The sequence below is a fragment of the Emergencia sp. 1XD21-10 genome, assembly GCF_009936045.1.
Taxonomy (GTDB): Bacteria; Bacillota; Clostridia; order Peptostreptococcales; family Anaerovoracaceae; genus Senimuribacter; species Senimuribacter intestinalis.
Genome location: NZ_QWEQ01000002.1, coordinates 1 through 15,893, shown reverse-complemented (window position 1 = coordinate 15,893; position 15,893 = coordinate 1). Strand labels below are relative to the sequence as shown.

Below are 15,893 nucleotides of genomic sequence, written 5' to 3'. Positions count from 1 at the left end.
GAATATGAAAAAGAATGATTTAGGCTTAGTACACATTTATTGTGGTGAAGGAAAGGGAAAGACAACCTGTTCTGTGGGTCTTACTGTAAGAGCCTGCGGATATGGTCTCCATGTTTTATTCATGCAGTTTCTGAAATCCGGAGACAGCAGCGAACTGAAGATTCTAAAGAGTCTGCCGGGCATTGAGGTACTGGGAACGAAACCGATTAAAAAGTTTTCCTTCCAGATGACTGAAGAAGAAAAGGAAGAAACCAGACAGATTAATGCAGAGCAATTTGCAGATATGGTAAAAATGCTGGAAAACGACCACTACGATATGCTGGTGCTGGACGAAGTGCTTGGCTCCATTGAAGCAGGACTTCTCGACGATCAGCTGATTGTGAACTTTTTGAAGAATCGTCCGGAGCAGCTTGAGGTCGTAATGACCGGCAGATATCCAACTGAAGAGCTTGAGGAACTTGCTGACTATGTTTCCAGAATCGACAAAGTAAAGCACCCTTACGACAAGGGAATTCCGGCAAGGGCAGGTATTGAAGCATAATGAAAATCGAAAATATTAAACCTGATCAAATAGAAGCAAAGAGTTTTGAAATTATTGGAGAAATTCTCGGCGACAAGAAGCTGGATTCTCGCTATGAGGCGGTGATTAAGCGCTGCATTCATACCTCTGCAGATTTTGAGTATGCGGATAGTCTGTACTTTACAGATGGTATTATTGAAACCGTGCAGGATGCCATCCGAAGCGGCGCATATATTGTAACGGATACCAAGATGGCGCAGGCGGGAATTAACAAGAAACGCATCGAGGCATACGGCGGGAAGGTGCTTTGCTTCATCGCAGACGAAGATGTGGCGCAGGAAGCAAAGGCAAGAGGCGTAACCCGTTCTCTGGTCAGCATGGAAAAAGCGGCGCAGCTTGATCGCCCGGTTATTTTTGCAATCGGCAATGCGCCCACTGCGCTGATTTCTATCAGTAATTTAGTAAAGGCAGGAAAGCTTAGACCTGCGGCAGTCATCGGCGTGCCGGTGGGATTTGTCAATGTAGTAGAATCCAAGGAGCAGATGATCAAGCTTGGGGTGCCTGCCATTGTGGCACGGGGCAGAAAGGGCGGAAGCAATATTGCTGCGGCCATTGTCAATGCAATCCAGTACAAAATTGAAGACTAAAACTTTTACAAAACCGTCATATCCATGGCGGTTTTTTCATATATTCTGAATAAGTTATGTGAGAAAGAGGATGAAGGTATGACTGATGGAAATATTTATAAGAGTATAGCAGAGAGAACCGGCGGAGAGATTTATGCCGGCGTGGTAGGACCTGTCAGGACGGGGAAATCCACATTTATCAAGAGATTCATGGAACTGTTTGTTGTGCCGGGTATTGAAAATACATATGCCAGAACCAGGGTGGTGGATCAGCTGCCCCAGAGCGGCGACGGCAGAACCATTACGACGACGGAGCCGAAATTTGTGCCGGAAGAGGCAGTCAAAGTAAAAATTAATCATGCAGCCATGGAAATCAGACTGGTAGACTGTGTGGGATATCTGGTACCCGGTGTCCTTGGACATCAGGAAGATGGAAAAAGCCGCATGGTAAAGACACCGTGGGATAAAGTGGAAATGCCTTTTGAACAGGCGGCAGAGAGGGGAACCGAGAAAGTCATCACCGACCATTCCACCGTCGGCATTATGGTAACCTGTGACGGCAGTTTTGGGGAAATTCCAAGGGAGGCTTACGAGGGTGCAGAAGAAAAGACTGTTTCTCAGCTGAAGGCGCTGGGAAAGCCTTTTGTCATTGTGCTGAACAGTGCGATACCGGCATCTAATGCATGTCAGAACCTGGCAAAAGAACTTTCGGAAAAATATGCAGCGCCGGTGATTGCGGCTGATTGTGCAGTAATGGATAGAAGTGTGCCGGAGCGGATTTTTGATGAGCTTTTGAAACAGTTTCCAGTCAGTGAAATCTTTATTGACTTGCCGGAATATATGGATGCGCTTTCTCAGAACCACTATATTAAGGCGGGGATTGTCAGGACTGTCTGTGAGTGGATGGATGGTATAGATACCATCAGCAGTGTGGAACAGACGGTACAAATGCTTTCTGCTAATGCCCATGTGAAGGAAGTGTCTGTTCAGCATTCCGAAATGGCTACGGGCAGAGTGTACATCGATGTCAAGCTGCAGGAAGGACTTTATTATCAGATTATGGAGGAACTGCTCGGTCAGCCGGTACGAAGCGACAGAGAACTGTTTATGCTCCTTTCTGAATACGCCGGTGCAAAGCGCGCCTACGACGATATGGCGCAGGCTCTTGAAAAAGTAAAATCCACCGGATATGGAATTGTTCATCCGAAGCTGTCGCAGATGAACCTGGGAAAACCGGAAGTATTTAAACAGGGAAACAAGTACGGCGTGCGGCTGGTCGCCTCAGCGCCTTGCCTGCACATGGTGAGAACCGACATCAGTACGGAGATTTCACCTATTGTGGGGACGGAACAGCAGTCTGCGGATTTGGCAAAATATCTGATGGAAAAGTTTGATGTAGCAGAGAATGCTGAAGGTGCTGAAAGCAGCGATATCTGGGATACCAATCTCTTCGGAAAATCCCTGCAGGAGCTGGTGGCAGAGCAGATGGAAGGTAAGCTGACCGCCATGCCGGAAAGTCTGCAGGTTAAGGTGCAGAGGTCACTACAGAAGATCAGCAACGAGGGGAAGGATTATTTTATCTGTATTATTTTATAAGTGTGGAGCGGAGGACTGCCGGGGACAGTCCTCTTTTTCTTATGTGACGGCAATATCATTAGCTTGCGGTGCAAAGAGCAGCGACAATCTGGACAGGGTGATGAAGCGTGCATTGGGAGTATATTGGGATAAAGACCATATTCAGGATAATAGGACAAAATGATATTAAACAGGAATATATATGGTTAAAGGTGAAACTAGTTAAATATGATATAGAGAGTTATGAAGCTTGGAGTATTCAAAAATAGTTCATATAATATGAATTTTAAATCAATTTTATTTATGGTATAAATATTGCAGAGTACCTTGTATAACAAATTTTTACATGAAGTAAGTTGTGGAAGAGAATAATAAAAAAACGAATCTTCTGGAGCAACCAAATTGATTTATGTGAAAGGGGCGAACATTGTATCAAGGTTAAATATAACTTTATACTAAAATAAGATGAGAAAATATGCAAAAATAATAGTCGCATTATTATTGACTATTGCGGTACTGGGAATTACTTTTCTTTATCGGAACACATTAAATGATACTTGGACAGAAAGGCTGACGGAGGAATCGGAGGTTGAGTGTTATTTAGAGTTTTATACTGCTGGTGAAAAGGCAATTACCGCAGAAAAAGGAACTTTCATTATCAATAACAAATCCGACCAAGAAATGCGTACAGGGGAATTCTACGCATTGCAGAAAAAAGTCTTAGGAAAATGGAGCGATGTAGAACCGTATTTGGATTTTGTAATGGTAGCTTATGAAGTGCCAGCGGGTGAATATAGTTTTACTGTGAATTGGGGAAAAGATTATGGGAAATTACCGCATGGAACATATAGGATTATAAAGGATTGCAGTGTAACTCTGGATGCCGAATATCATAAAAGCGAAGATTTAGTTTTTGCATGTGAATTTAGGATTTGATTACAGGATATTACAAGTATATTTATAATAGAGGGATGGGATGATTTATCGAGTCGATAAACTATCCGAAAAACGCCTGTTTGCAGTGAGACTCGCTGCCAGCAGGCGTTTCTTTTATTAACGACTATCAGCGAGCGGCTTGAAAACGCCAATCTGACCGTATTGCAGCCAAAACGAGTTTTACGGTCATTTGCAAAAATCCTGTAACACCAAAAATGACCGTAAATCTATCGTTTTAATCGATTGCGGTCAGATTGCAGCTGCATGAATGAATTTGCGCAGGAAAAATCCATCTGACTGCAAGTAATTGGGAGATTTTTCTCACGATATTCTGTAAGAATCTGTAATATGCTGTAGCATTATGGAAATCGAAATATGAATACACAGCATGCGCTGCAAATAAGCGCCGATTTTCTGACCGTATTTGTTCAAATCAGCTTTTTACGGTCAAAAAGGCTGTAACAGGATTTTTACATCTGACCGTATGATGTCAATTTTCGTTCTTTACGGTCAGATAGCCGATTTCCGGAATCGAAATTCACTTTCTGAGCAGATCCGGAGCAGAACTCAAGCAAATATTAAGCAAATCTCGAAACAGATTTCATTGGCTTGCCGCTGATTTATATGTGGAAAATCTTTCAGTGTTGTGATAAAATATAAAAATGGACAAATTATAGTATTAGGGGATTTAGAGATGACATATTTTATCAGTTTGTTTACAGACAGCAACTGGAGTGCTTTTATTTACAGTATCAACTTGATTATTGCGCTTACCATTATTTTTTTGGAGCGAAAAAATCCGGCGGCGTCACTGGCGTGGATTTTAGTCCTGTTCGTTCTGCCGATTTTCGGGATATTTCTTTATATGATGCTGTCGCAGAATATTTCCAGACACAAGATTTCCAGACTGTCTGAGCGAGAAATGCTGACGATGGGCGAGGAGATGCAAGGTCAGATTGCCGATATGGACAGCGGCGATTTTGTTTTTTCAAAGGAAGAAGCGGCAAGATGGAAGCATATGATAAAACTGAATCAGGTTTATGGCAACGCTTTTCTGACCCAAAACAATCAGGTGGAGCTTTTGGTAGACGGCAAGGAGATGTTCGAGAACCTGCTTCACGATATCAACTGCGCAACCAAAACGATCAACGTCATGTATTACATCATCAAGGATGATAAGGTAGGAAAGCGATTATTGGAAGCGCTGACAAAGAAAGCAAAAGAAGGGGTAGAGGTCAGGCTTCTGATGGATGCATTGGGAAGCCGATTTATCAACGACTGGAGGCTTTCAGAATTTCTGGAGGCTGGTGGGAAGACTGCCTATTTCTTCAAACCGAAGTTGAAATATCTTTATTTTGAGATGAATTACCGCAATCACCGAAAAATTGTTGTCATCGACAGTGAAATCGGTTATACCGGCGGCTTTAATATTGCAAAAGAGTATCTGGGGCAGAAGCGAAAGTTCGGCTACTGGAGAGATACGCACATCAGGCTGCAGGGCGGCGCTGTGCAGGATCTCAACGCTCGCTTTATCATGGACTGGCGTTTTGCGTCCAAAGAGCAGATGGAACTTGACGAAGCCTATCTGGGTGCGCCAAAGGATGCGGGGACAAGCCCTGTACAGATTGTTTCCAGCGGACCGGACTCTGTCAGAGAAGAAATTAAGCGTTCTATGATGAAGATGATTACCTATGCACAGAAGTCAGTTTATCTGCAAACGCCGTACTTTATTCCGGATCCCAGCATGCTGGAATCCCTCAAAATGGCGGCGCAGTCCGGCGTAGACGTACGAATTATGATACCGTGTATGCCTGACCATATGTTTGTCTACTGGGCGACTTACGCTTACTGCGGCGAACTTCTTCGCTCCGGGGCCAGGGTGTTTATTTATGATAACGGCTTTCTTCATGCTAAGACTCTGGTAGTGGATGGAGAGATTTCAACGGTTGGCTCTGCTAACTTCGACAGGCGAAGCTTTCGGCTTAACTTTGAATCCAACGCCTTTGTTTATGATAAAACATTTGGCGAAAAGATGGACAGGCAGTTTATGATTGATATGGAACATGGTCATGAATTGACACGAAAGGATTATAACAACAGAAAGACAGCAGTAAAATTCAAAGAAGCTATTTCCAGATTGCTGTCAGATATATTATGACGGGAGGATACCAATGAAATTTTATCTTGCGCTTTGGTTTGCAAAGCTCATTAACATCATCATCAACATTGTGGACAAGAGCCGCGGCTCCAACTTCTCCGGTGAAAAAGCCATGAAGATTGATCCTAAGATGGTGGCTCACTTTAAAGGAATTGATTATTCCAAGGTTCTGTTTATCACCGGTACCAACGGCAAATCGACGACCAACAATCTGATTACTCATATTTTCCGCTCAAACGGAAAGAAAGTGGTTGCTAATCTGGAGGGTGCAAACCTGATTTACGGTGTTGCGACTGCGCTTTCTAAGGCATCCAGCTTGACTGGCCGTATTAAGGCGGACTATATCATCTTTGAGACTGACGAACGTTATCTGCCGCTGATTCATAAGCAGCTTCCGGCACAGAATATCATGATTACCAATCTGCAGAAGGATCAGGTGCAGAGAAACGGCGATCCGGACTTTATCTACCGAAAAATTTTTGACGGGCTGCCTGACGGCATTCGCTTCTTTTTAAATAACGAGGAGCCGAGAACCCGCTCTTTTGGAGACAAATCTGAAAACATCGTAACTTACGGTGTTGATCGTCATAACGAGTCTTTCACCAAAGATGAGAGCTTTCCGACTATGGCTTGTCCTCGTTGCAGGCACAAAATCATCTTCGATTATTATAACAACGATGGCGTTGGCAAATTCCACTGCAGCCACTGCGGTCTATCTTCAGACGAAAGAGCAGACTACACCATTACCGATGTGGATTTTGCGGCGAGAAAGTTTAAGCTTGGTGATGTAACCTTTGATATGCCATACGATACACCTTATATGTGCTACAATTATGCCGGTGCGCTTGCAGTAGCCAAGGAACTTGGCAGCATAGAACCTGCTGATGCGGCAAAAGCCTTTGGCTCCTTCAAAAATGTGGGTGGTCGCTTTGAGATTTTGAAATATAAAGATAAAACTATTAAATATATGCGAATCAAGCAGGAAAATCCGGAAACTTTGCAGACCTGTATCAACGTCATGGCTGCAGACAAGGAAACGAAGATGGTGTGCCTTGGGTTGTGTCCTCTTATTGACCTGATTCCACACTATACCAACTCTTTCTACGCCTTTGACTGTGATTTGTCAGGTCTAGTAAAATCTGACGTTGAGAAGTACTTCTGCTTTTCCGAAGCGGTTTGCTTTGATACTGCCAACAGATTGATTTACGAGGGAGTAGATCGGTCAAAGATTTCTATCGCAGAAACTGAAGCGGTAGAGACCATCTTTAAGGAAATTGAGGAAGCGGAAACGAAGAATATTTACCTGATTACGTGGTTGCATACTTTTGAACACATGAAGAAGTACATCGATAAGGAGGGAAATTAAATGAAAGACTTAAAAATTGCGTGGCTTTTCCCGGATACGTTGTATCTTCACGGAGAGAGGGGAAATATTCTGGCGCTGCAACGGATTGCAAAGCTGAAAGGTCTGGAAACCTCGGTAGATCGTATTGATTTTGATACCGAGAATTTTAATCCGATGGATTATGATATCATCTTTTGCCCACCGGGAGAAATCGTGTCTTTTCCAGTAGTACTGGAATATCTGAAGCCGCAGGCCGATGCTTTTAAGGCTTATATCGAAAGCGGCAAGGTGCTTTTGGCAACCGGAACGTCTATGGCGCTGTGGTGCAAAGAAGTGCAGAGAGCCGACGGCAGCAGTTTTGAGGGACTGGGGATTCTGGATGCAGTTACGAAGGAAAATGATGCGGTATATGGTGACGATGTGTACTTTCGCTGTAAATATGGAAGCAAGGAAGTGGAAGTGCTGGGAAACCAGATTCAGATGGCGGATTTTATCTGCGATGGGCAGCCTGCCTTCGGTCAGCTGATTTATGGCTATGGAAACACTGGAAAGGATAGACAGGAAGGTTTTCTGCTAGAAAATGCAATTTTCACCAACACCCTGGGACCTATGCTTGTAACCAATCCGTGGCTTACAGAGGAAATTATTACTGTGGCAGCCGAAAAAGCAGGGCTTGTGTTAAACGATGAGGAACTGGATGTATCTTTGGAGCAGGAATCCTTTGCTGCAAAGAAGAGATATATTGAAGGAAAAGAAAGCAGATTAACAAACTGCAGATAGTGAAAGGAGAATCGATATGGCTTTTTTAGATAAGCTGACCGATGCCGCTGCTGCTATCGGTGATAAGGCAAACGAAGCAATTGAAGTAACGAAGATTAAAACAAAAATTAATGGAGAAAAGAAAGACCTGGAAGGGGATTTTGCACAGCTGGGCAGAATTTATTATGACCTAATTAAAGCAGGGGCTGGCGCAGAGCAGACTGCACTAGATCTCACTGCGGCGATTGATGCGAGACAAGAAGTGCTGATAGAACTGGAAGAAGAACTAAAAAAACTTTAATTTTCATTGAAAAAGTGTGAAACGAAAAAACGCTTTGGCAGGTGCCCAAGATGGCTTGCCAAAGCGTTTTTAATTTGTCGATTATCTGGTGCTGGTATTGTCACAGCCGTTGCCGGTGTTATGGCAGCCGTTGTGAGAGCCGATGGAGATTTCGATGTTAATGCCACCGCTTGCGGAAAAGAGAATGATGCCTGCAGCAGCGCCGATCAGCGCAGCAGCAGAAACCAGCATAGCTTTCTCGGCAGGGGTATGTTCTTTCTGTAAAAACCTTTTTAGTCTGCATGTGCCTTCCATAATTGTATCCTCCCAGTTTGTTAGCTGATTTTATTCTACCATGAATGAGAAGAAAAGGCAACGTGCGCAACGCATACTTCTCTGCGAACTATATTTGTTGGGCGCAGTGTGGCCAGTGTGCATATATTTGAAAAAAATATCGATTTTATGCACGTTAACAAGGCATTAATGCAACAGAGGCGTACTACTTCTACAGTGAAAGATTTACGGCAGAGGAACGCAAAGCTCGGTTCCAATCATCAGATTGTATGGGTCGATGGATGGATTGGCTTGCATAATATCATCCAGCTTTGCGCCATGCATTTTTGCAATTAAGTACAGAGTGTCTCCAGCTTCTACCACGTGGGTAATCACTTTTGGCTTTGACGGTTCTTCCGGCTTTGGAAGTTGGGAAGGATCTCCCGGAATACAGAGTCTGGTTCCGATTTGCAGATTGTATGGATTGGTAATGTGATTAACCTTCATCAAAAGACTGACTGGCAGATCATATTTCTCTGCAATTGTGTACAGGGTATCACCTGCTGAGACAGTATAGACATCGATACATACAAGTGTATTACTCATAAAAAACCACCTTTCTTTTTTGACCGTTTATATTATAGTATTTTCAATTGCCCATAAATGTGATAAAATATTTAAAAATATATTGGGAAAGGAAAAAAGATTTGAAACGATTTTTACGCTCACCGGCGCTGGTGCTGCTCTTTGCACTGATTGTACTTAGAATTATTTCTAATCCATACGTAGATGCCGGAGAATGGATTATGGATAAACTTTTGATTTTGCCTGGCATTATTATAGGTTTATCTTTTCACGAATTTGCACACGGGATTGTATCTTATAAGCTAGGGGATCCAACTCCGAAGCTGCAGGGAAGATTAACCATAAACCCCGCGGCACATATTGATCCTTTTGGTTTTTTTGCGCTGCTAATCGCGGGATTTGGATGGGGTGTTCCTGTAGAAATTGATCCGCGCTATTATAAACACAGAAGGCGGGACGAAATGTTGGTGTCCTTTGCGGGAGTCGTGATGAATCTCTTCATTGCTATCGTCTTTTCGTTTGTACTGAAAGGCTTATTTATCATGAATCCACCTTGGCTCATGGGCACTTTCGGAGATGTTCTTTTAGACGTTTTGTTTTACATCATATCGGTCAATGTGGTGCTGATGGTATTTAATCTGCTGCCGGTGCCGCCGCTGGATGGGTTCGGCATTTTGACCGAGATTTTCGACCTGCGGAAATACAACTGGTATTATCAGGTTTACGACAAAGGATTTCTTATTCTGCTGGCGCTGATTATCTTTAACGTAACTGATGTTGTGCTGGTGCCTTGCGTCAACTTTGTATATCAGCTTCTGATGGATTTGATTATTTTTTAAAGATTTTGCGAAGTTATGAGTTGCCCGTGTATGCTAGATGGCTATGCGGGCATTCTTTGTTTTGAAGATTGTTAGCACTCTTAGACGATGAGTGCTAAAAAGTTCTTTACTTTTTGAAAAAGTGGGTATAAAATAGAGACAGAGATTAAAAATAGTACAAATATAGTGATGTTTGAAGCGGGGGTGAAGCATATGAACATCGAAAAATTTACACAGAATGCACAGTCCGCCATTATGGACTGCCAAAATATTGCAATTTCAGAGGGCCATCAGGTACTGGAGGGTGAGCATTTGCATTTAGCGCTGCTAATGCAGAAGGACGGTCTGATTCCGAAGCTTTTGCAGTACATGGAGGTCAATCCTTCCTATATGATTGCTGAGCTTCAGGAAGCCATCGAGAAACTGCCGAAAGTTTCCGGAAATGCTGATAATATCTACGCTTCTAGAAGGCTGAATCAGGTTCTGATTTCTGCAGAGAAGGAAGCAGAGCAGTTTAAAGATGAATATGTCAGTGTTGAGCACTTGTACCTGGCGCTCCTTGCTGAGCGAGGCACACCATCTGCTAAGCTGTTTTCTAGGTATCAGATTACCAAGGAGAAATTTTTGGAGGCTCTTTCTAAAGTGAGAGGAAACCAGCGTATTACCAGCCAGAATCCTGAAGATAACTATGACGTGTTGAATAAGTATGGTCGTGATCTCGTGGAGATGGCAAGAGAGGGAAAACTGGACCCGGTTATTGGGCGTGACAGCGAAATCAGACACGCAATTCAGATCCTTTCCAGAAGAACTAAAAATAATCCGGTCTTGATTGGTGAGCCGGGGGTAGGCAAGACTGCCGTAGTAGAAGGGCTGGCACAGAGAATTTTAAACGGCGATGTGCCGGAGGGACTGAAAGACAAGACGATTTTTGCGCTTGATATGGGAGCCCTCATTGCCGGCGCCAAATTCAGAGGAGAGTTTGAGGAACGTCTGAAAGCCGTTCTCAACGAAATCGAAAAGTCCGATGGTAGAATTATTCTGTTCATTGATGAGATTCACAATATTGTAGGTGCAGGAAGAACAGAGGGCTCCATGGATGCAGGAAACCTGCTGAAACCAAAGCTTGCCAGAGGAGAACTTCACTGCATTGGCGCTACGACTCTTGATGAATATCGCAAGTATATCGAAAAGGACGCAGCACTTGAGCGACGTTTTCAGAAGGTTCTTGTGGATCAGCCGACAGTGGAGGATACCATTTCCATTCTCCGTGGTCTTAAGGAACGCTTTGAGATTCATCACGGCGTGCGCATTACAGACAGCGCTCTCATTGCCTGCGCAACTCTTTCTGACCGGTATATTTCCGATCGTTTTCTTCCAGATAAAGCCATTGACTTGATGGATGAGGCAGCTTCCAAAATCAGAACGGAAATCGACAGCTTGCCAACGGAACTTGATGAGATTTCCAGAAAAATCATGCAGCTGGAAATCGAAAAGCAAGCTCTTTCCAAGGAGACAGACCGCGGATCGGTGGCAAGGCTTTCCGCACTTGAAAAAGAGCTTTCCCAGCTTCGCGAGGAAAATGCCACGATGCGTGCCCAGTGGGAAAATGAGAAAAAAGCGATTACCCAGGTGAAGAGTACCAAGGAGCAGATAGAAGAAGTAAAGCACCAGATGGAAGAGGCGGAAAGAAACTACGACCTTGAAAAACTAGCGCAGCTGAAATACGGTACGCTGCCGGAGCTTTTGAAAAAGCTTGAAACTGATAAGCAGACTGCTGAAACGGCTGAGGAAAATCGCCTGCTGAAAGAAGAGGTCGGCGAGGAAGAAATTGCAGAAGTAGTTTCTGCATGGACTGGCATTCCTGTCGCCAAGCTGGTAGAGTCGGAGAAGGAAAAGCTGCTCAAATTGCCGGAAATTTTGCACCGCAGAGTCATCGGTCAGGAAGAAGGCGTTGTTTCTGTATCAGAATCCATTCTTCGCGCACGGGCAGGCTTAAAGGACGAAAACAGACCAATCGGATCCTTTATTTTCCTTGGACCTACTGGTGTTGGTAAAACTGAGCTTGCCAAGGCTTTGTCAGAGTCTCTCTTTGATTCGGAGAAGAATATGATTCGTATCGACATGTCCGAGTACATGGAAAAGCACGCAGTGTCCAGACTGGTCGGTGCGCCTCCGGGATATGTGGGCTACGATGAAGGCGGTCAGCTGACTGAAGCTGTTCGCCGCAAGCCGTACAGCGTGGTTCTCTTCGATGAAATTGAAAAAGCGCACCCGGATGTATTCAACATTCTGCTGCAGCTTCTGGATGATGGAAGACTGACCGATAATCAGGGAAGAACAGTAGATTTCAAAAATACCATTATCATCATGACCTCCAACATCGGCAGCAGTCAGCTGATTGAAAACATCCAGCCTGACGGCTCGATTGATGAGAAAACCAAGGAAGATGTAGAAAACCAGCTGAAGAATTACTTCCGTCCGGAATTCCTCAACAGAATCGACGATATCGTGGTCTTCAGTCCGCTGACAGAAGACCAGATTGTAAGTATTATCGAGCTTTCCTTAAAGGGACTTGAGAGACGCCTTTCTGAGCGTGAAATTATTCTTTCCCTGACGGAAGAGGGTAAGAGGTTCATTGCAAAAAATTCCTACGATCCGGCCTATGGTGCAAGACCTGTAAAAAGATATCTGCAGAAAAATATCGAAACAGCCCTTGCTTCCAAGCTGATTCAGGGTGAAATTACAGACGGGGATACAGTGGTCATCAATTCTGACGGAGAACAACTGATTTTTGAGGTAAAATAAAATAGAGAATACAAGAACAGCCTCCCGCAATAAGCTTTGCTGGAGGCTGTAATAGTTTTTGATTATTTATTTGAATTTTCGTTTTTTGCCATTTTCCATATGTTCTTTCATCGCCAGTGCGCCGCCTTCGATGTCGCCGGCTTTAAATGCTTCGAAGATAGCGCGGTGTTCCAAAAGGACATCGTTCAGGTAGGAAGGGGCGTAGTAGTTGGATGGGCTGCAGTGCTTCAAATAAGTCTGATAGGAAGACAGTATTTGCTTCAGCATTCTGTTATGCGTTGCCATGTAAATAATCTGATGGAATGCTGTATTGATATTAATCATTTTGTTAATATCGTTTTTCATGGTATAAAATTCCATGAATTCAAAGGTCTCCTCAAGTTCTTGCATTTCTTCTTCTGTAATGCGTTCAATAGCCCATCTCACAGCTTGAATTTCATAATCTTTGCGAAGGGTAAACATATCTTCTAAATCTTGTGTGGAAAGCCCAAGGACAAAGGCGCCTCTGTTGGGAATATTTTCAATGAGACCGTCCATTTCAAGCTGTCTCAATGCTTCTCTGACAGGTGTCCTGCTGACTTTATACTCATTGCAGATTTTCTGTTCTGTTAATTTTTCACCGGGCTTTAGTTTGCCAGTTAAAACGTCTTCCTGAAGCTCTGTGTAAAGATTGGTGGATAGGGGCTGATTGCCTGTTTTGCCGTCTTCTAAGTATTGAATAATAGACATTTCTTTCCTCCTGGATTTTAACCGTATACAATTATATGAGGGGAATGGGCATTTGTCAAGCAAAATAGATGCGTGGCTTGCGGTGGTCTGTCTGCTCGGACTTGTCAAAGATTGTTTTTTCTTGTATAATGCTAGGTATGAAACAGGAACACATTAAAGAAATTTTAGACATTTTGGAGGATACTTATCCGGACGCAGAGTGCGCACTGCATCATCAAAATGTATTTCAGCTTATTGTAGCGGTGGCTTTGTCCGCACAAACCACAGACAAAAGCGTCAATCAGGTGACTCCGGATTTATTCGCAGCTTATCCGGACGCTTTTGCACTGGGAAATGCCGACCCGGAGGAGGTTAGCGAGTATATCAGGCGAATCGGCATGTACAAGACGAAGTCAAAGAATATCGTAAAGATGGCGAAAATGCTGGCAGATCAATACGACGGCAAGGTGCCGGAGGACTACGACAAATTGGTGGAACTGCCGGGTGTAGGCAGGAAAACTGCTAACGTAGTGCTTTCTGTAGGATTTGGACATCAGCGTATTGCGGTGGATACTCACGTATTTAGAGTGGCAAACAGAATCGGTTTTGTCAGCGAAAAAGACGTGTTGAAAACAGAGATGGCGCTGATGGAAGTAATCCCTGAAGATAGATGGTCGAGAACTCACCATTCACTGATTTTCCACGGCAGAAACTGCTGCGACGCCAGAAAGCCTGCTTGCGAAAACTGCAGCATAAAGGAACTTTGTGAGAAGCATTTATAAAGCGTTTGCGAAAGCAGGACAGAAAGGACAAGCTATGAAAAAAAGAGCCTTGGCTTTACTTTTGACATGTACCATGATGCTGAGTGTGTCATTTATATTGCAGCCGCAAGAAGCTGTAGCTGACTCAGGTACAGGGTATGCAGGACAGGATTGTACTGCAAACGAGACCGCCTCTTCCACCATTGACTATGCCATGAGTAAGTACAAGCACCTGAGCACTTTTCCAAAGAGTGGAGAATGCTGGGGGTTTGCTGAGACTATCAACGGACTTTTGGCAGCGCAAAACGATGTTAACTATTTTACAGGACTAAAGAATACCCAGAAGAATTTCCTAAAAAAATGTCTTGGTGTTAAAGCGGGCACGCATATTCGTTTTTGCAATACCAGACAGTTTGACAGTTGGTCTGGTCATTCCGTGGTGCTTTTAAAGGTGACGGAAGATTATATTTATTGGGCTGACAATAATTATGACAGAGCCAATACGGTGCAGTATTACAGTGGCACTATCGATGATTTTTTCTCGATGTATGGACAGTATAGCTATCTGACTATGGTGAAAAAACCAGTTAAGTACAAAACTTATGCAGCCCCAACGGTATCTTCAATGCGAGATATGGAAGCTGGCGGAATTCGGTTGACATGGCTGAAGACCACTAATACAACCCGCTACGATGTGTACCGAAGCTACAATAAAACCGGAACTTATAAGCGCATTGGAAAGACAGAGGACAGGGTTTTTCTTGATCGTTCTGTGGACATGGGACAAAAAGCTTACTACAAAATTAAAGCGGTCAAAACCAGTGGCAGCCAATACAGCAATATCGTATCAAACACGCTGAAGCTGGCGACACCTGTAGTTACCATAGAAAACAATCAGGCGGAAAGTAAGATTACACTGTCTTGGGGACAGGTAGCTAAAGCAGATTGCTATAAAGTCTATCGTAAAATTGGAACGGACAGAGAAAAACTGGTAAAGACTACTACAAATCTGACCTATACTGCAAGGGTAAGCAATATCGAAGGTATCTGCCGGTACCGTGTAAAGGCGGTTTATGCTGGAAACAGTAGCGGGAATTCAGCTTACTCCAAAGCTGTTTATGTAGATATACAGCTGCAGCCGCCAACTGGTTTTTCCGGAGTGCTTCACGATGATGAGAATGGATCCGTTACGTTGTCATGGAATGAAGTAAAAGGCGCAGACTGTTATGAGCTCTACTGCAGCAGAACGATAAACGGTCCTTATTGGCTTGAGGCAACGATTAAAGAGGAGACAACATATTTTGATTCGCTGAGAAAACCGGGGCAGCAGTACTACTACTTCCTCATTGCAAGAAATTCTGTAACCAGCACGAGCAGTCAGCCGTGCGATCCGATTTTGATTTAACATGATTGGAGCTGTCTCAAAATAAAATGAGACAGCTTTTGTTTTGATTTTCGACCAGAGCGCCGGCTTGAAGCAGTTAGTCAGGCAAATTCGTGTACGGGAGTAAACCTGGCAGAAAGAGAATTAAGATATGCCGATGATTTACCCCGTGCCAATTTTGAGCTTGATTTCTGTATACATGGCGCGGACCTTTGAGAAAGTGCCAGGTAGAAAAGCTTTTTTAGAAAAAATGGCGGCGGCAGAAAGAAATGCAGACAGATAGTCGGAAAAACTTTAGCATCCTACAGTAAAATATCAAAAAAGTGGGTATTAGGCGGCAGGTGCGCGCCAGTTTTTTAT

The 15,893-nt window shown here is 43.7% G+C and carries 16 protein-coding genes; 13 read left to right on the top strand and 3 right to left on the bottom strand.

Annotation, left to right across the window (positions count from 1 at the left end; all coding sequences use genetic code 11):
• The first annotated feature begins 4 nt into the window (after positions 1–4).
• From D1151_RS00230 to D1151_RS00195, 8 genes are all read left to right on the top strand, one after another.
• Complete coding sequence (locus D1151_RS00230; RefSeq protein ID WP_161907522.1) at positions 5–541, top strand: cob(I)yrinic acid a,c-diamide adenosyltransferase; 537 nt, start codon at positions 5–7, stop codon at positions 539–541.
• Entirely contained in the window at positions 541–1,167 is a 627-nt protein-coding gene (locus D1151_RS00225) for a precorrin-8X methylmutase (protein ID WP_161907521.1), read from the top strand. The genes D1151_RS00230 and D1151_RS00225 overlap by 1 nt, the downstream gene beginning before the upstream one ends.
• A 78-nt stretch (positions 1,168–1,245) precedes the next feature.
• Complete coding sequence (gene spoIVA / locus D1151_RS00220) at positions 1,246–2,742, top strand: stage IV sporulation protein A (RefSeq protein WP_161907520.1); 1,497 nt, start codon at positions 1,246–1,248, stop codon at positions 2,740–2,742.
• A gap of 444 nt (positions 2,743–3,186) precedes the next feature.
• A complete protein-coding gene (locus tag D1151_RS00215; RefSeq protein WP_161907519.1) occupies positions 3,187–3,657 on the top strand; it encodes an immunoglobulin-like domain-containing protein in 471 nt (156 codons plus the stop codon).
• Between the two features lie 694 nt (positions 3,658–4,351).
• Positions 4,352–5,815: a cardiolipin synthase gene (gene cls / locus D1151_RS00210; RefSeq protein WP_160202195.1), complete on the top strand. Its 1,464-nt coding sequence runs from the start codon at positions 4,352–4,354 to the stop codon at positions 5,813–5,815.
• A gap of 13 nt (positions 5,816–5,828) precedes the next feature.
• On the top strand, positions 5,829–7,181 hold the full coding sequence (locus D1151_RS00205) for a MurT ligase domain-containing protein (RefSeq protein ID WP_161907518.1): 1,353 nt from the start codon (positions 5,829–5,831) through the stop codon (positions 7,179–7,181).
• On the top strand, positions 7,182–7,940 hold the full coding sequence (locus tag D1151_RS00200) for a type 1 glutamine amidotransferase (protein WP_161907517.1): 759 nt from the start codon (positions 7,182–7,184) through the stop codon (positions 7,938–7,940).
• A 16-nt stretch (positions 7,941–7,956) separates the two neighbouring features.
• The gene (locus D1151_RS00195; RefSeq protein ID WP_161907516.1) at positions 7,957–8,220 is read left to right on the top strand and encodes a hypothetical protein; all 264 of its coding nucleotides are present in this window, start codon (positions 7,957–7,959) and stop codon (positions 8,218–8,220) included.
• A gap of 81 nt (positions 8,221–8,301) precedes the next feature.
• Here the strand turns inward: D1151_RS00195 and D1151_RS00190 are convergent, their stop codons facing one another.
• Both D1151_RS00190 and D1151_RS00185 read right to left on the bottom strand, forming a co-directional pair.
• Positions 8,302–8,514, bottom strand: a complete 213-nt coding sequence (locus tag D1151_RS00190) for a hypothetical protein (RefSeq protein WP_160202191.1) — start codon at positions 8,512–8,514, stop codon at positions 8,302–8,304.
• Between the two features lie 204 nt (positions 8,515–8,718).
• Positions 8,719–9,078, bottom strand: coding sequence for a LysM domain-containing protein (locus tag D1151_RS00185; protein WP_160202190.1), 360 nt, complete (start codon positions 9,076–9,078; stop codon positions 8,719–8,721).
• A 101-nt stretch (positions 9,079–9,179) separates the two neighbouring features.
• Here D1151_RS00185 and D1151_RS00180 point away from each other — a divergent pair, with 101 nt between their 5' ends.
• Both D1151_RS00180 and clpB read left to right on the top strand, forming a co-directional pair.
• Complete coding sequence (locus D1151_RS00180; RefSeq protein WP_243151064.1) at positions 9,180–9,896, top strand: site-2 protease family protein; 717 nt, start codon at positions 9,180–9,182, stop codon at positions 9,894–9,896.
• Positions 9,897–10,088: 192 nt separating this feature from the next.
• Positions 10,089–12,680: an ATP-dependent chaperone ClpB gene (clpB, locus tag D1151_RS00175; protein WP_160202189.1), complete on the top strand. Its 2,592-nt coding sequence runs from the start codon at positions 10,089–10,091 to the stop codon at positions 12,678–12,680.
• 66 nt (positions 12,681–12,746) lie between these two features.
• Here clpB and D1151_RS00170 read toward each other — a convergent pair whose 3' ends face one another.
• Entirely contained in the window at positions 12,747–13,409 is a 663-nt protein-coding gene (locus D1151_RS00170; protein WP_161907515.1) for a GntR family transcriptional regulator, read from the bottom strand.
• 137 nt (positions 13,410–13,546) lie between these two features.
• On the opposite strand from D1151_RS00170, the gene nth reads away from it, so the two are divergent.
• The 3 genes from nth to D1151_RS16965 all read left to right on the top strand — a co-directional run bounded on the left by nth (position 13,547) and on the right by D1151_RS16965 (position 15,816).
• Entirely contained in the window at positions 13,547–14,170 is a 624-nt protein-coding gene (gene nth / locus D1151_RS00165) for an endonuclease III (protein ID WP_160202187.1), read from the top strand.
• A 34-nt stretch (positions 14,171–14,204) separates the two neighbouring features.
• Positions 14,205–15,554, top strand: a complete 1,350-nt coding sequence (locus D1151_RS00160) for a hypothetical protein (protein ID WP_161907514.1) — start codon at positions 14,205–14,207, stop codon at positions 15,552–15,554.
• A 130-nt stretch (positions 15,555–15,684) separates the two neighbouring features.
• Entirely contained in the window at positions 15,685–15,816 is a 132-nt protein-coding gene (locus tag D1151_RS16965) for a hypothetical protein (RefSeq protein ID WP_275557719.1), read from the top strand.
• Positions 15,817–15,893 lie beyond the last annotated feature (77 nt).

Bases quoted from the DNA above. Each gene is read 5' to 3' on its own strand.
- D1151_RS00185 (WP_160202190.1), bottom strand. From the start codon at position 9,078: ATGAGTAATACACTTGTATGTATCGATGTCTATACTGTCTCAGCAGGT.
- spoIVA (WP_161907520.1), top strand. From the start codon at position 1,246: ATGACTGATGGAAATATTTATAAGAGTATAGCAGAGAGAACCGGCGGA.
- clpB (WP_160202189.1), top strand. From the start codon at position 10,089: ATGAACATCGAAAAATTTACACAGAATGCACAGTCCGCCATTATGGAC.
- cls (WP_160202195.1), top strand. From the start codon at position 4,352: ATGACATATTTTATCAGTTTGTTTACAGACAGCAACTGGAGTGCTTTT.
- D1151_RS00195 (WP_161907516.1), top strand. From the start codon at position 7,957: ATGGCTTTTTTAGATAAGCTGACCGATGCCGCTGCTGCTATCGGTGAT.
- D1151_RS00225 (WP_161907521.1), top strand. From the start codon at position 541: ATGAAAATCGAAAATATTAAACCTGATCAAATAGAAGCAAAGAGTTTT.
- nth (WP_160202187.1), top strand. From the start codon at position 13,547: ATGAAACAGGAACACATTAAAGAAATTTTAGACATTTTGGAGGATACT.
- D1151_RS00160 (WP_161907514.1), top strand. From the start codon at position 14,205: ATGAAAAAAAGAGCCTTGGCTTTACTTTTGACATGTACCATGATGCTG.
- D1151_RS00205 (WP_161907518.1), top strand. From the start codon at position 5,829: ATGAAATTTTATCTTGCGCTTTGGTTTGCAAAGCTCATTAACATCATC.
- D1151_RS00190 (WP_160202191.1), bottom strand. From the start codon at position 8,514: ATGGAAGGCACATGCAGACTAAAAAGGTTTTTACAGAAAGAACATACC.
- D1151_RS16965 (WP_275557719.1), top strand. From the start codon at position 15,685: ATGCCGATGATTTACCCCGTGCCAATTTTGAGCTTGATTTCTGTATAC.
- D1151_RS00230 (WP_161907522.1), top strand. From the start codon at position 5: ATGAAAAAGAATGATTTAGGCTTAGTACACATTTATTGTGGTGAAGGA.
- D1151_RS00200 (WP_161907517.1), top strand. From the start codon at position 7,182: ATGAAAGACTTAAAAATTGCGTGGCTTTTCCCGGATACGTTGTATCTT.
- D1151_RS00170 (WP_161907515.1), bottom strand. From the start codon at position 13,409: ATGTCTATTATTCAATACTTAGAAGACGGCAAAACAGGCAATCAGCCC.
- D1151_RS00215 (WP_161907519.1), top strand. From the start codon at position 3,187: ATGAGAAAATATGCAAAAATAATAGTCGCATTATTATTGACTATTGCG.